The organism is Candidatus Nomurabacteria bacterium, from assembly GCA_023898425.1.
Lineage (GTDB): Bacteria > Patescibacteriota > Patescibacteriia > 2-12-FULL-60-25 > 2-12-FULL-60-25 > HK-STAS-PATE-2.
This window is the reverse complement of record CP060222.1, coordinates 90,372-104,044: the sequence shown is the minus strand read 5'-3', so window position 1 is coordinate 104,044 and position 13,673 is coordinate 90,372. Positions and strand designations below refer to the sequence as shown.

Genomic DNA, 13,673 nt, shown 5'->3' with positions numbered 1-13,673 from the left:
AAGTACTAAGTCTTTCAACAGAGGTTCGTTAGCCACTCTCAAAAAAGTTTCCCCTTGGTTTTGAGACCGAGGGGATTTGGAGAAAAAGACAGTTTCGCCAAAGTCTTTTGACATAGAGTGCGTAGTCTTCTTCTCACAAAACTGCGGGTTTTGGGACAGAGATCTTTTAGTCTTTCAACAATCGTACTTCAGTCCCTCCACCCTTTTCAGAAACACTCCTGTATCCTCTCTGGAAGAGAAAAGGCTGAGGGAGGGGTGCTAAAAAGGGTGCTCAACGCAACAAAATAATGCCGATCTGAGACCGGCACTATTATCATATAATATGATCGCTGTCAACTCAGGGCGGTCAATTATTCAAACAAGCCCTTCACTTCTTCCCATGTAAGTCCTTGAAGATCAGCTTCTGTTTCTTGAACGAGAGCGTCAAAAGTTGGCGCTTGCGTTCTTGCAATTCCATCACCTTTTCTTCAACGGTACCTTGTGTGACGAGCTTATAGACATTCACTGTTTTCTTTTGACCAATGCGATGAGCACGATCCATTGCTTGTGACTCAACCATCGGATTCCACCATGGGTCAAAGAGAATAACAGTATCGGCTTCGATAAGTGTTAGACCCGTACCACCAGCACGCAAGGACAATAAGAACACGGTAGTATCTGGATTATCGGTAAATGATCGCACCTGTGCTTCACGATCCTTGGTTTTGCCTTCAATGGTCGCATGACCTATACCGTGTAAGTTAAGCGCATCACGAATAAGATCAAGCATGCTCGTAAACTGACTAAAGAGCAGTACCTTATGACCACCTTCTTTTGCTTGACGAATAAGCTCGAGTGCAAGCTCCATCTTACCTGACACCTCTTCTGTTGCTGGCAAACGAGGATCAACAAGATGTGGATGATCACAAATACGACGCAACTTCATTAATGCCGAAAGAATCTCGATTCGAGATTGCTCGAAGCCTTTTTCAGCAACTGTCTTCATGACCTGAGCGCGGACATCATCTAGTGTTCGTCCATACACAACCAATTGCTCGGCCGTAAGCGTTGCGTGACTCACCTGCTCTACCTTAGGAGGAAGATCATGTAACAATGCCGCCTTGGTACGGCGAAGCATGAACGGCTTTATACGCGTACGTAAACGCTCGAGCGTTTGCATGTCACGCTTTTCTTTGATAGGTCGCTCGTAGCGAGTGCGGAACGACTTGCTATCGCCCAAAAAGCCAGGCATGAGGTAATCATAAATAGACCATAACTCATGAACGCCGTTTTCTAATGGCGTACCCGTGAGAGCTAGATGCAGCTCTGCTGGAACTGCTTTTACTGCCTTGGCTGTGGCGGTAGAGGCATTTTTAATAAACTGCGCCTCATCAATAATACAAAGACGAAAACCTTTGTGATCAAGATATCCCTGAATATCACGTTGAACAGCAGGATACGTGGTGATAACAAGATCATAATCACTAGTTGATTCTAGCGCTTGCAAACGCGATTCTGCTACACCTTCGATAACCAATGTCTTGAGCCAAGGTACATATTTTTTTGATTCGTCCATCCATGTGAGCGTAAGCGTTTTTGGACAAATAACGAGATCCGGCTTATCCCTTTTTTTTCTTGTTGCTGCAATATAGGCAAGTACCTGCAAGGTCTTACCAAGACCCATATCATCGGCCAAAATTCCACCAAAGCCATACTTATGTAAAAAAGCCATCCAAGCAACACCCTCTTTTTTGATATGGGCGCAAAAAATCGCATCAAGTGAATCTGGCAACTTAACAGGCTCAACCGGTTTACCAACTTCAACTTCATTTAATAAGGCAGCAAATGCTGCATCGGTTGAGGCCATGCGCGCTTCTTGCATGCGATCAATCAACATCTTCATTTCTGGCGCATCAAAAAGATGTGATGAGAACGAACCATCCTCATGTCGTTCAGCACGTTCTAAAAATTGCGCGATACGTTCTACGTCTTCAATATTTTCGTATTCGATAAAGGAACCATCGGCTGTGCGTACAAATGGCTGCCCTTTTGATAGCGGTAAGGATATCTTTTGTTTCGACATCGTTGGTTTCGCAATGCCAGGCGATAGAAAAATCAAACCAACCCTGACGTGATGAACGAACACCAATATCTGGCGTAATAGAAAGACGACGAATCGTAAGCTTATCCAAAACACCTGGATCAGCGTGGATCGTGTATTGGTATTCGATCTCAGGCAAAATATCTTTTGTAAACGTATAAACGTCTTCTGGTGCTACACGAAAACATGGACCTTTTCTGTTGGAATCACCGGATACGCATGCGCTAAAAATGTGCGAGCCTCCGCTTCTACCTCAAGATCACGCTCTGCTTCGTGCATGACGCCTTCTATCTCTTTATTATTGTCCTCAACTTCGTGAGAAAGGATAGGGATCAATAATGGGCCGTATTCTCCAAAAGCCTCAAGACGAAGAGCGCCTAACTCCATAAAAGAGAGGCGAATACGTATCGTTTCGAAGCCATGGATCTCTGGACGGGGTGCTCGGGTATTCGACATGTGATTAATCGCGGATTATACGGACTTTTTGACTTTTGTAAAGCGCTCCGAAACTTATGGTCATGTCATGCACCGCCTGCTATGGTGTGCCCATCTATGTCACGCACTCTCAAGGTTATTGGCCTTATCGCGATTGGTGCCGCTGCTACCGGATTAAGTACAGGATATTTTCTGTTTGCAGCGAATCGAGATCGTCTTGATTTAGCACAAAAAATAACCGCCGCAGAACAACAAGTGAGAGATCTCGAACGACAAAGTGAAGCGCTCGCCGATGACGCCGCAGATCGCATCGAGCAAGCAAATACCGAAGTCAAAAAAGCTCAAGCGCTCGTCGTCGCGCTACAACAAGAGCAGCAACTTTTTAAGCAAGCAACACCCCTCACTCCGAGCAAATCTACTCAGAGCTGGAAAGAAATTCTTTCACTCCCTCTAGGGATTACCGTGCGTATTCCATTGAGCGCTACAGAAGAACAAACGACTTCGATTATTACAGCGAAAATTAATGATCGTTTTGATAACTGGCTTCAAATTGAGCCCTTTGCAGAGAATAGACTCGAAGCTATGCGCCCTTAAATGCTTCGTCTACTGAGGATTATCTTGCGAGTGTTAACGACGCGCTTCTTATTGGTCAACGATACCAAATGCCAGATCGAACCATCCAATACGCACTCAGACTTCAGAAAAATGCCTCTTCTACGCATCTTCTTTTCTTAAATACACAAAGCGGTATGACAGAAAAACAATTGTTAGACACGCTTTCTACCATTAAAACAAAATAGCTTTCATGAAGTGGTCTACGTCACTACTCTCTTGGTATCGCCGTAATGGTCGCGATCTCCCTTGGCGTCATACAAGGGACCCTTATCGTATTTTGCTTTCAGAAGTCATGTTGCAACAAACGCAAGTGACACGCGTAGTAGATTTTTACAAAGCTTGGCTAAAACAATTTCCAAGCTTTAAAGCACTCGCTACTGCAAAAACATCAGATGTTCTCAAAGCTTGGGCAGGACTTGGCTATAACCGCCGAGCGCTTGCACTTCAGAATATCGCAAAACACATTACAGCAAACGGCCTACCAAAAACGCGCGAAGAATGGTTAACGCTAAAAGGCATAGGCCCCTATACAGCAGACGCTATTGCCTGTTTTTCGTTACATGAGCGCCGTTGGCCTATCGATACCAACCTTAGACGCGTTGGTGGACGGCTATGGCTAGGCATTCTCTACCCTGAGTTAAAAGACGATGAACGTATACGCGAACGTGCACTTATAGAGCTACCGAAAAAAGGCGATGTTCACGAGATCCCACAGGCAGCTTTTGATTTAGCTGTCGCCATTTGTGCAAAAACACCACAATGCGCGATCTGTCCGCTACAAAAACACTGTCTTTCTGCTAAATCATTTTTAAAGGGTGATGTTTCAGCTCCTAAACGCATGACCAAAGCGAGCAATGAAACGATTCATCCTGGTAAAAAATACCCAGATCGGATTTATCGTGGCCGTATCCTTGCGCATATACGAATACAAAAACGTGCCAAGAGACTTGCTATTGGCAATGTGATTGATCAACATTTTGACTCACCCAAAGATCAGCTATGGGTAGACGCGATGATTGATCGATTGATTAAAGATGGATTGCTTATTGAAACAAATAAGACGCTGAGGCTGCCGGACTGATCGCTACATTGCTGCCACTCACCCAATTTATACCTTCGGTACAAATATCCCTCTCTGTGGAGAGAGGGCGTTCCGGATCAGAAAACCCTCTCCAAATAGAGAGGGACCGGCCACGTATCAGCTGCGGAGCAGTGTTACGTGGGCAGGGTGAGTTGAGTGAAGGCTTGCGGCTAGATGGCAAAAAGTCTCCGCGCATTCTCCGTTGTGATTCTTGCCACCTCTTCAAGAGGAATCCCACGCATCTTTGCTACATGCTCTGCTACAAAACATACATTTGCTGGCTCGTTTTGTTCGCCACGATGCGGAACAGGTGCAAGATAAGGCGCGTCTGTTTCTAAAACGAATTGCTCAAGTGGCATTCGCTCAATAACACGATTAAGCACCGTTTCTGGATCTTGTAGTTTTTTTGGAGGAAACGTCGCAATGCCATTTATCCCAAGAAAAAAACCTAACTCGAGTAGTGGTTGCGCTTCGATCCAAGTCCCCGTAAAAGAATGAACAACTCCACGCGGCTTCCATCCGTCCATGTGACATTCTCGTAATAACTCTGCCAAACGCGGTAATGCTTCTCGACAATGGATAACAAGTGGTAAATCGAGCTCGCGCGCTGCCTTTAAGTGCTCACGAAAAATCACCTCTTGCTTTGCTTTTTGTTCTGCGAGCACGTTTGGGTCTTCTGATAATCGATACCAGTCTAAACCACACTCCCCGATCGCGACACACTTTTTTGATGTTTTTGCGATCTTTATTAATTGTTCGGCTTTTACCGTCGCTTCTGGTTTTTCGCCTTCTTGATGATCATGATAGTCACTTGTGACATGGTCTGGATGTAAACCAGCAGTAGCAAATATCGTTTCATGTTTTTCTGCAAACGCGATACCTGCCTCAGAGTTTTTTGTTCCAGTCCCAATCGTCATCGCCCAAATATCATGATTTGCAAGATGCGCTAATACCGTTTCACGATTGGCATCAAAAGCCGGAAAATGGATATGACAATGCGTATCAATCAAAAACGGCATACCTATACTAAAAAGAACAAGACGTTCATGAATGTTTTTTGACAATAACCCGCAATAACGGATGAGCCGAACCACTGCATAAGCTGAGGATCAAGCATGGTGTGCATAACAAGATATGCCGTAGCACCAACAAAAATCACACTTAGGGCAAAGCCAAGTACTGCGCCAAAAATCTTATTAAACCACGAAATAATGGGTAATTTTGTGACTATTTTGAGCATGGTGACAACGATGCCAAAGAGCATGCTGATAATCTTCCAGATCGTAAAGAAGAGCAATACAAACGAAACAAAGTAGACGATCCCTCCGTTTGCATGTGGCGCGAACAACGCGATAAGTTTTGCAAAAAATCCATAGGTCCAACGCGCAAGAAGAAACGCGATAATCGATGATAAGATATCCGCGATCCCCTGCACGGCACCAGCCTTATAACCACGGCCAATACCGAGCAAGAGAAAGAGACCGAAAACGATTTCTGCAAGAATCATATATTAAGATTGTACCTCAAGCCGAGGAAAAAGCGGAGTTGGTTCAGGTAACGAGCCACCTATAGCTAGCTGCCCCCATGTAAGCGATTCTGACCAAAGCCTTTCGGATTCGTTCTTTGCGTCTAGACCAAGTGACGTAAAGATTTTTTGAGATGTTTCTGGCATAAGTGGACCAAGCAATACCGCATACCAACGCAATGACTCGAGTAATGCGTATAAAATCTTGTTGACCGCTTCTGGATCCTCTTTCACAAGCTTAAATGGTTGTGTTTCTTCGATAAGTTTATTGGCTTGCATGAGACCTGAGCGTTGCGTATCACCAATACCAAGCCAAATAGCCTCAAGGGCTTGGTCGGCACGATCAACATGCAATGATTCTTTAACCGTTTTTGCTATCGCTTCTAGTCCTTCACGTCCAGCCCAAGCGCTTTCTTTTGAAAGCGCTAATGAGGCCTCGAGAACATCAGTCGTTGGAATGGCGTTATTCGCATACTTACGCGACATCGCAATAGTGCGTTGCAATAGATTGCCAAGTGTATTACCAAGATCGCTCTCATAACGCTCTTGTAGACGAGCATGTGAGAAATCTCCATCTGAGCCAAAACCGATTTCACGCAAAACGTAATATCGTACGGCGTCCAATCCATAACTATCACGAAACTCGAGCGGATCTATAGCGTTACCAAGTGACTTAGAAATCTTTTGACCATTTATCGTAAAGAAGCCATGTGCGTGTACGCGCTTTGGTAATAACGCTTTACCCTGTTCATCCTGTAAGAGTGGATCGGTTTGTGCTGCCGACATAATCATCGCAGGCCACAAAGCACAGTGAAACTTTAAGATATCTTTACCAACCAAATGTAAATCTGCTGGCCACCATTGTTTAAAGAGCGCTTCGTCCGTCCCATAACCTACGGCGGTAATATAGTTTAACAAGGCGTCAAACCACACATAAATCACTTGAGTTTCATCACCAGGTACCGGAATACCTACACCAACCGCTTTTGCCTCTCGTGAGATCGAAATATCCGTAAGATGATCTTTTACATAATTACGAATTTCGTTGCGTCGCTCTTCTGGCAAAATAAAATCAGAAGATTCATCGTAAAGCGCTAATAACTGATCACGATATTTTGTAAATTTAAAAAAGTAATTTTTTTCTTTGAGTTGATCGAGGTCTTTGTTTGGATGAAGTACACAGCGATTCTCAACAACTTCTGAGTCATTTTTAAATGCTTCACAGCCTGTGCAGTACAAACCAATATATTCACCCTCATAAATATCACCACTCTTTTTTACTGATTCCCAAAAACGCTTCACGCCTTCTATGTGACGTGGCTCTGTTGTGCGAATAAAATCATCAAAAGAAATACCTGTATCCTTCCAGGTCTTTTGCCATGTACCAGCCATACGGTCGAGGTAACCGTGAAGATCACTCTCTCCTACCTTCTCCATCGCTTGAACATTTTTTTGACTATTCTCGTCTGTCCCAGTTACGAGGCGTGTTTCATCACCAAGCAAGCGATGAAAGCGCGCTAAAACATCCGCCACGACCGTCGTGTAGGCATGCCCGATATGAGGCTTATCATTAACGTAATAGATTGGAGTCGTGATGTAATAGCGAGACATATTATTTTTCTGAGCTGACAATGATAGTAAACTCACCCTTCAAACTTGTTTCTTTTAACGAAGCGATGACTTCGCTTACGGTGCCTCGATAAAGCGTTTCAAACTTCTTCGTAAGTTCGCGTCCCACAAAGATGAGGCGTTTTTCATCAAGAACTTCTTGCAAGCTGACGAGTGCTTTTTCGATACGGTGCGTTGATTCTAAAAAGATCGTTGGAGCTTTGCGTTCTGCGATTGCTTTTATCAATGTCTGCCTCCCCTTTTTATGTGGTAAAAAGCCTACATAATGAAACTCGTCCATAGCAAATCCACATGCGCTAATAGCTGTAGTAAGTGCCGAAGGCCCCGGGATAGGAATAACGGTAATACCACGTTCAAACGCTGCTTCAACAAGCTTACCGCCTGGATCATTCATTCCCGGCGTACCAGCGTCTGAGATATAAACGGCCTGCTCTCCTTTTTCGACACGGTCTAAAAGCAGTCCTACCTTTTGCATCGACGAATGTTGATGCAATGATAAGCAATCCTTTTTAAGTTCATAAGCGTTTAAGAGCACCTTTGAAACACGTGTATCCTCGCAAGCGATCACATCTGCTTCTTTTAATACACGAAGAGCTCGAAGGGTAATATCTTCGAGGTTTCCGATAGGCGTGGCCATTACGTAGAGTAAGCCTGACATGGTGCATTTGTAGCAAAAACCGTAGAAAAAAGCGAATTTCCAAAATTTGCTATACTGTAAGCATATGAGACGAATTTCTTTGATCCCACTTCTTGCTATCGCCTTGATGGGAGCTGGCTGCAATTCTAACAAGCAACCAGAGACGCCAACGACAAAAAGCCCACAGCAACCAGGTACAATCGACCAGGTAACAACCGTAAGTCCAGAAGCTTATGAATACGTTGATCCAGAAACAACCTATGCAAAGCAGGCACTTTTAAACCTCGCGACAGCAAACTCTTTTCATTCTCGTATGGTTATCCCGGGTATCAACGAAGATGTCACTGCTGATCTCGTCTTTGTTAAAAATCAAGGAATGCGTGGCACGCTCGCCATCCCCTCCGACCAAGGAACGACGATCTCCGAAGTCTACCTAACAGAAGCCGAGGTACTCTTTAAACAAGGTACAAACCCCTGGCAAAATATTAGCGGCACCGACGAAGCAAAAGAACTTGCGACATCCCTCAAAGGTTCATTTAGCTTTGATGAAGAAGAAGACTTTATTCTCAATGGCTCAGAGCAATATCTAGGAAAATCCTCCGGATCAAATTGCACGATTTATCGCTTTCGACAGGTCACTACCGAGGGCCGACTACAGCCGTTTAGCGTCTGTATCACCAACCAAGATCTCCCAACCTATGTAGAGATTGATACGCTCAGCGAACGCCCAATACGTATCGAATATTCAGACGTTAATACCGTAGGATCCATTGAGCGCCCCCAGCTTTAAAGCACATTGACCGAGTTACCGCTCAATGGTATGGTTTTAGCAGTCTCATACATAGAGTGCTAAAACTATGATCCCACAAAACCTTACCCGTAAAAGCCAAGAAGCCTTAAATACCGCCCAACATATCGCGGTAAATAACGGCCACCCAGCCCTCGAAGCAACACACTTGCTCGCAGGTCTTTTTACGCAAGAACAAGGCATTGTTCCTGCGCTTTTAAAGTCTATCGGTGTTGATCCTGGACATTTTCGCGCCCAATTAGAAGAAGCGCTTTCACGTTATCCTCGCGTCAAAAATGGCCAAGTAGGACAGCTCTTTTTGTCTGAAAATATCAACCATGTCTTTCAGGCTGCGTCAGAATTTGCTACGCAGTTTAAAGATGCTTTTATCTCAACCGAGCACCTCTTACTCGGTATTGCCCAAGGCAAAGATGATGCCGCTGCCATCTTGCGTGCTCATCAAGTAACAGAGGACGCCATCTTAAAAGCACTAAAGACCGTTCGTGGATCTGTAACAGTAGATAGCCCGGAGCCAGAAGCAGCGTACCAAGCTCTAGAAAAATACTCACGCAATCTTACGGCGCTTGCTCGTCAAGAAAAACTTGACCCCGTTATTGGTCGTGACGGAGAAATCCGTCGTGTCATGCAAATACTTTTACGTCGGACAAAAAATAATCCGATCTTGATTGGTGAAGCGGGTACAGGAAAAACCGCTATTATCGAAGGTCTTGCTCAGCGTATTGTTGCGGGTGACGTGCCAGAATCACTCAAAGAAAAAGAAGTGATGGCTCTTGATATTGGCTCACTTGTTGCCGGAACAAAATTTCGTGGTGAGTTTGAAGAACGTCTCAAAGCCGTCATGCGTGAAGTAGAAAACTCTAGCGGAAAAATCATTTTGTTTATTGACGAGATCCACACACTTGTTGGCGCCGGCGCTTCGGGCGAAGGTGGGACGCTAGATGCAGCCAATATGCTTAAGCCAGCCCTCGCTCGCGGAGAATTGCGCGCTGTTGGTGCAACAACGTTACAAGAATATCAAAAGCATATCGAAAAAGATCCAGCCCTCACGCGTCGTTTTCAACCCGTGCTTGTTGATGAGCCTTCTGAAGAAGATACACTCGCTATTTTGCGTGGGATTAAAGACAAGTATGAAGTGCATAGCGGTATTCGTATTACCGACGGTGCACTCGTTGCTGCCGTGCAACTCTCTTCGCGCTATATCACAGATCGATTTTTACCAGATAAAGCCGTAGATCTTGTTGATGAGGCAGCCGCAGCATTACGCATGCAAATCGACTCAATGCCAGAAGAGCTCGATAAACATAAGCGCGCTATCATGAAACTTGAAATTGAAAAACGCGCCCTCCAAAAAGAAGAGGATCAAGATTCAAAAGACCGCTTAAGTGGCATCGAAAAAGACCTTGCCGAAGAACGTGAAGCCGCCGAAGGCATGGAGCTTTCATGGAAGGCAGAGAAATCTCTTATCGAGGCTATTCAGTCAGCAAAAAAAGAATATGAGCAGCTAAAGAGTGAGGCAGATATTGCCGAGCGTCGAGGTGATCTCGAAAAAGCTTCGGAGATTCGTTATGGTCAACTTCCGGTTGCTGAAAAAAAGCAAAAAGACACTGAATTAAAACTCAAAGAACTTCAAGGAAAGCGAGGTCTACTAAAAGGCGCGGTGACCGATGAAGAAATTGCTGCTGTTGTAGGTCGATGGACAGGCATCCCTGTCTCACGCATGCTCGAAGCAGAAGCCTCAAGACTTGCACACCTCGAAGAAGAGCTTCATAAGCGTGTTATTGGTCAAGATGAAGCGGTAAAAGCCGTAGCCAATGCTGTACGTCGATCACGTGCTGGTATTAGCGAAGAAAAACGCCCGATTGGCTCCTTCCTCTTTTTGGGACCAACAGGTGTTGGTAAAACCGAGCTCGCTCGTGCATTAGCAACCACACTTTTTGACGACGAAGACGCCATGGTCCGTGTCGATATGAGTGAGTACATGGAGAAACATGCTGTTTCTCGTTTGATCGGCTCACCACCAGGATACGTTGGTTATGACGAAGGCGGTCAGCTCACCGAAAAAATCCGTCGTCGTCCATATGCCGTGATCTTATTAGACGAAATTGAAAAGGCTCATCCAGATGTCTTTAACACCCTTCTTCAAGTTTTGGACGATGGTCATCTTACTGATGGTAAAGGTCGCAAGGTTAACTTTAAAAATACCGTTGTGATCATGACATCAAATATTGGATCAGATCTTATCTTAGACGCAGGCAAGCGTGGCGAGATTGGATTTACCGATGAATCAGCAGATGCTGTCAAACGCACACACGAACATATTCGTGAACTTGTGATGGGACGTTTAAAAGAGCAATTTAGACCTGAGTTCTTAAATCGCGTTGATGAAATTGTTGTTTTTGAAGCTCTTGATAAAGAGGCTCTAAATCAAATTATCGACCTTCAACTCGAAAATGTTGTTGAACGCTTGAGTAAGAAAAAGATTCAGCTCACATTTACAAAAAAAGCCAAAGAACTTATTGCTGAAAAAGGCTACGATCCAAGCTTTGGTGCCCGCCCTCTAAAGAGAGCGATCCAAGATCTTGTCTTGGATGAGCTCGCTCTCAAAATGGTCGAAGGCACGGTAAAAGAAGGTGATACCGTAGAATTTGGTGTAAAAGATGGGGCTATCGTGATGAAGTAAGAAGGTGTACTCCAATTGCACAAGCCGTCTCACCTCTTAACACCAGCTTACCTAGCGAAGACGCCGTTGCTCCGGCGCTTTTTGCTTGCGCGCGTTCTTCGTCACTCCAACCACCTTCTGGGCCAATAAATAATGCCACACGACGTGCTCGTTGCATTGACTCAGACTCTGGTAGATACGTGTCTGCAAAAAGAATCTGATCACAGGCTCGTGATTCTGCTAAAGCCTGTTCAAATCCCATCACGTGAGACACTTCAGGGACCTTTGCACGTCCACACTGCTCTGCCGCCTCTTTTGCTATCGCTTGCAAACGATCTTGCTTGATACCTGTCTTAATCGTATGAGCAGAAATAATCGGCACAATTCGAGAAACGCCACATTCAACAGCTTTCTGCACAGCCCAGTCAAAAGATTCGCGTTTTAATACTGACGCATACAAAACAACTTCAGTTATCGGCTCAGTAAGAATAGCTTTTTTGCCAAGTAAGTCTACCGTTACAGAATGCTTTTTTACCTCAAATACGCGAACACGAAACTCTTCGCCTTTACCATCAAGAATAACAAGCTCTTCTCCTGGTTTGATACGCAAAACACGAGACAGCTGATGGACTGTCTCGTGATCAAGGATCTCTCCCTGTTTGCCTTGCCAAGAGAGGTCCGCAAAAAAACGATGGACCTTTTTCATGACTATTTTTTCGTTACTTTTTTGACAGCCTTAGCTGCTTTCTTTTGCACTGTTTTTACTGTCTTTACAGCATCTTCGCCAACGTTCTCAAGCTGTGATTCGATACCTTTCCATTGTGACATGAGGTATTTACGAACTTCTGGAATTTCTTTTACTGCGATCTCTTTTGAAGAGGCATAGTATGCGACAACCTTGTCGACAATCTCTTCGTATTTTTGTTCAGAAAGCGTGCCTGCATCTGCGAGCATCTTCATGACCTGCTTTTGCAAGAGCTTAGACTTCTTTTGCGCATCGGCTACGAGAACCTTGCCTTTACGTGAATTAAGAAAAAATCCTGTTGCGAGGCCAATAACAGCACCGGCAGCAAGTCCCGCTCCTAGATGGGAGGATGGTTTTTGTTGAGCCATAGTAAGTGTATGATTAATAATTACCCTGTAAGTATAGCGCTCCCGCATAATTAGCAACAGTGCTATGATAAAAGCCATATGTTAAAGAAATCTACACAAAAGAAACCAAAGTACGACATGATCGCTATAGGAGAGGCGGTTTTAGATGTTTTTCTAGAGGTTGATGAGGCAACCGTGGCTTGCCAAGTAAAAAAAGAAGAATGCCAAATCTGTTTTGATTTTGGCGAAAAGATCCCCGTTACCGCAGTGACTCGTGTTCCTGGAGCCGGTAATGCTTCAAATGTGGCCGTTGGATCATCAAGGCTCGGGCTAAGCTCTGCCGTCTATAGTGTTATCGGCAATGATCAAGCCGCAAAAGAAATTCGTCAAAACTGGAAGAACGAGCATGTCGCAATGCCATTTGTAGTGACGGACAAAAAACGTCCAACAAGCTATTCTACCATCTTATTTAAAGAGGGAGAGCGTACGATCCTTGTCTATCATGAGCCACGTAAATACGAGCTTTCTAAGCTACCATCGGCAAGCTGGATTTACTACACGTCCATTGGCGCGGGACACGAAAAACTTGAGAAACAACTCATCGCTCATTTAAAACAACACCCACAAACACCGGTAAGCTTTAATCCTGGCACGCACCAATTGCGCCGAGGCTTAAAATCATTACTCCCTATCATCAAACTCGTAACGGTATTTATTGTTAATAAAGAAGAGGCTGAGTATTTACTTCAAACAAAAGAAGCTACCATGCGTACATTGTTACAATCTTTTATCGACCTTGGTGTAAAGATTGCTGTTATCACCGATGGGCTTAAAGGATCCTATGCAACAGATGGAACTACTTTTTGGCATCAGCCTATTTTTAAAGGCGATGCCTACGAACGCACTGGCGCAGGTGACGCCTTTGGTACAGGCTTTTCATATGCCTTAGCTACCGGGCATGAAATACCGGAAGCGTTGCGCTACGGTACAGCCAATTCGTGGAGCGTTGTAAAATATATCGGTCCACAAAAGGGCTTACTTACAAAGACTCAAATGAAAGCAACCCTTAAAACATTTGCCTCGACAAAGGCTGAACTCCTTAAAGACTAACT

15 protein-coding genes are annotated in these 13,673 nt (G+C 44.6%); 6 read left to right on the top strand and 9 right to left on the bottom strand.

What is annotated here, in order from left to right; genetic code table 11:
- Positions 1 to 367: 367 nt before the first annotated feature.
- From H6759_00495 to H6759_00485, 3 genes are read right to left on the bottom strand one after another with little or no spacing between them, the layout of a single operon-like run.
- Positions 368 to 2,062 carry a DEAD/DEAH box helicase gene (locus tag H6759_00495; GenBank protein ID USN52550.1) on the bottom strand — a complete coding sequence of 565 codons (1,695 nt, stop codon included), beginning with the start codon at positions 2,060 to 2,062 and terminating at the stop codon, positions 368 to 370.
- Complete coding sequence (locus H6759_00490) at positions 1,971 to 2,219, bottom strand: hypothetical protein (GenBank protein USN52549.1); 249 nt, start codon at positions 2,217 to 2,219, stop codon at positions 1,971 to 1,973. Before H6759_00490 ends, H6759_00495 begins: the two co-directional genes overlap by 92 nt.
- Before the next feature lie 35 nt (positions 2,220 to 2,254).
- Entirely contained in the window at positions 2,255 to 2,536 is a 282-nt protein-coding gene (locus tag H6759_00485; protein ID USN52548.1) for a hypothetical protein, read from the bottom strand.
- A 96-nt stretch (positions 2,537 to 2,632) separates the two neighbouring features.
- Between H6759_00485 and H6759_00480 the strand changes: the two genes are divergently transcribed.
- The 3 genes from H6759_00480 to H6759_00470 all read left to right on the top strand — a co-directional run bounded on the left by H6759_00480 (position 2,633) and on the right by H6759_00470 (position 4,211).
- Positions 2,633 to 3,109, top strand: a complete 477-nt coding sequence (locus H6759_00480) for a hypothetical protein (GenBank protein USN52547.1) — start codon at positions 2,633 to 2,635, stop codon at positions 3,107 to 3,109.
- A gap of 68 nt (positions 3,110 to 3,177) precedes the next feature.
- Positions 3,178 to 3,315, top strand: a complete 138-nt coding sequence (locus tag H6759_00475; GenBank protein USN52546.1) for a hypothetical protein — start codon at positions 3,178 to 3,180, stop codon at positions 3,313 to 3,315.
- Between the two features lie 5 nt (positions 3,316 to 3,320).
- Positions 3,321 to 4,211 carry an A/G-specific adenine glycosylase gene (locus H6759_00470; protein USN52545.1) on the top strand — a complete coding sequence of 297 codons (891 nt, stop codon included), beginning with the start codon at positions 3,321 to 3,323 and terminating at the stop codon, positions 4,209 to 4,211.
- A gap of 170 nt (positions 4,212 to 4,381) precedes the next feature.
- Here the strand turns inward: H6759_00470 and H6759_00465 are convergent, their stop codons facing one another.
- Genes H6759_00465 through rsmI form a run of 4 tightly spaced genes read right to left on the bottom strand, consistent with a single transcriptional unit; the run spans position 4,382 to position 8,023 of the window.
- Positions 4,382 to 5,230 carry a TatD family hydrolase gene (locus H6759_00465; GenBank protein USN52544.1) on the bottom strand — a complete coding sequence of 283 codons (849 nt, stop codon included), beginning with the start codon at positions 5,228 to 5,230 and terminating at the stop codon, positions 4,382 to 4,384.
- A gap of 2 nt (positions 5,231 to 5,232) precedes the next feature.
- Positions 5,233 to 5,718 (bottom strand): CvpA family protein, encoded by a 486-nt coding sequence (locus H6759_00460; GenBank protein ID USN52543.1) that lies wholly within the window; start codon positions 5,716 to 5,718, stop codon positions 5,233 to 5,235.
- A gap of 3 nt (positions 5,719 to 5,721) precedes the next feature.
- On the bottom strand, positions 5,722 to 7,347 hold the full coding sequence (locus tag H6759_00455; protein USN52542.1) for a methionine--tRNA ligase: 1,626 nt from the start codon (positions 7,345 to 7,347) through the stop codon (positions 5,722 to 5,724).
- A gap of 1 nt (position 7,348) precedes the next feature.
- On the bottom strand, positions 7,349 to 8,023 hold the full coding sequence (gene rsmI, locus H6759_00450; protein USN52541.1) for a 16S rRNA (cytidine(1402)-2'-O)-methyltransferase: 675 nt from the start codon (positions 8,021 to 8,023) through the stop codon (positions 7,349 to 7,351).
- A gap of 64 nt (positions 8,024 to 8,087) precedes the next feature.
- Here rsmI and H6759_00445 point away from each other — a divergent pair, with 64 nt between their 5' ends.
- Together H6759_00445 and clpB are read left to right on the top strand one after the other, a co-directional pair.
- Positions 8,088 to 8,792 carry a hypothetical protein gene (locus H6759_00445; GenBank protein USN52540.1) on the top strand — a complete coding sequence of 235 codons (705 nt, stop codon included), beginning with the start codon at positions 8,088 to 8,090 and terminating at the stop codon, positions 8,790 to 8,792.
- A gap of 67 nt (positions 8,793 to 8,859) precedes the next feature.
- On the top strand, positions 8,860 to 11,490 hold the full coding sequence (clpB, locus tag H6759_00440; GenBank protein USN52539.1) for an ATP-dependent chaperone ClpB: 2,631 nt from the start codon (positions 8,860 to 8,862) through the stop codon (positions 11,488 to 11,490).
- Here clpB and H6759_00435 read toward each other — a convergent pair.
- Positions 11,474 to 12,175: a 16S rRNA (uracil(1498)-N(3))-methyltransferase gene (locus tag H6759_00435; protein USN52538.1), complete on the bottom strand. Its 702-nt coding sequence runs from the start codon at positions 12,173 to 12,175 to the stop codon at positions 11,474 to 11,476. The two genes, clpB and H6759_00435, sit on opposite strands and share 17 nt — an antisense overlap.
- A 2-nt stretch (positions 12,176 to 12,177) precedes the next feature.
- Entirely contained in the window at positions 12,178 to 12,582 is a 405-nt protein-coding gene (locus tag H6759_00430; protein USN52537.1) for a YtxH domain-containing protein, read from the bottom strand.
- A 78-nt stretch (positions 12,583 to 12,660) separates the two neighbouring features.
- Between H6759_00430 and H6759_00425 the strand changes: the two genes are divergently transcribed.
- Complete coding sequence (locus tag H6759_00425) at positions 12,661 to 13,671, top strand: carbohydrate kinase family protein (protein ID USN52536.1); 1,011 nt, start codon at positions 12,661 to 12,663, stop codon at positions 13,669 to 13,671.
- Positions 13,672 to 13,673: the final 2 nt, after the last annotated feature.

What these genes read in the sequence shown, in the direction of transcription:
- H6759_00495 (USN52550.1), bottom strand. Translation starts at nt 2,062, where the DNA reads ATGTCGAAACAAAAGATATCCTTACCGCTATCAAAAGGGCAGCCATTT.
- H6759_00485 (USN52548.1), bottom strand. Translation starts at nt 2,536, where the DNA reads ATGTCGAATACCCGAGCACCCCGTCCAGAGATCCATGGCTTCGAAACG.
- H6759_00480 (USN52547.1), top strand. Translation starts at nt 2,633, where the DNA reads ATGTCACGCACTCTCAAGGTTATTGGCCTTATCGCGATTGGTGCCGCT.
- H6759_00475 (USN52546.1), top strand. Translation starts at nt 3,178, where the DNA reads ATGCCAGATCGAACCATCCAATACGCACTCAGACTTCAGAAAAATGCC.
- H6759_00470 (USN52545.1), top strand. Translation starts at nt 3,321, where the DNA reads ATGAAGTGGTCTACGTCACTACTCTCTTGGTATCGCCGTAATGGTCGC.
- H6759_00465 (USN52544.1), bottom strand. Translation starts at nt 5,230, where the DNA reads ATGCCGTTTTTGATTGATACGCATTGTCATATCCATTTTCCGGCTTTT.
- H6759_00460 (USN52543.1), bottom strand. Translation starts at nt 5,718, where the DNA reads ATGATTCTTGCAGAAATCGTTTTCGGTCTCTTTCTCTTGCTCGGTATT.
- H6759_00455 (USN52542.1), bottom strand. Translation starts at nt 7,347, where the DNA reads ATGTCTCGCTATTACATCACGACTCCAATCTATTACGTTAATGATAAG.
- rsmI (USN52541.1), bottom strand. Translation starts at nt 8,023, where the DNA reads ATGTCAGGCTTACTCTACGTAATGGCCACGCCTATCGGAAACCTCGAA.
- H6759_00445 (USN52540.1), top strand. Translation starts at nt 8,088, where the DNA reads ATGAGACGAATTTCTTTGATCCCACTTCTTGCTATCGCCTTGATGGGA.
- clpB (USN52539.1), top strand. Translation starts at nt 8,860, where the DNA reads ATGATCCCACAAAACCTTACCCGTAAAAGCCAAGAAGCCTTAAATACC.
- H6759_00435 (USN52538.1), bottom strand. Translation starts at nt 12,175, where the DNA reads ATGAAAAAGGTCCATCGTTTTTTTGCGGACCTCTCTTGGCAAGGCAAA.
- H6759_00430 (USN52537.1), bottom strand. Translation starts at nt 12,582, where the DNA reads ATGGCTCAACAAAAACCATCCTCCCATCTAGGAGCGGGACTTGCTGCC.
- H6759_00425 (USN52536.1), top strand. Translation starts at nt 12,661, where the DNA reads ATGTTAAAGAAATCTACACAAAAGAAACCAAAGTACGACATGATCGCT.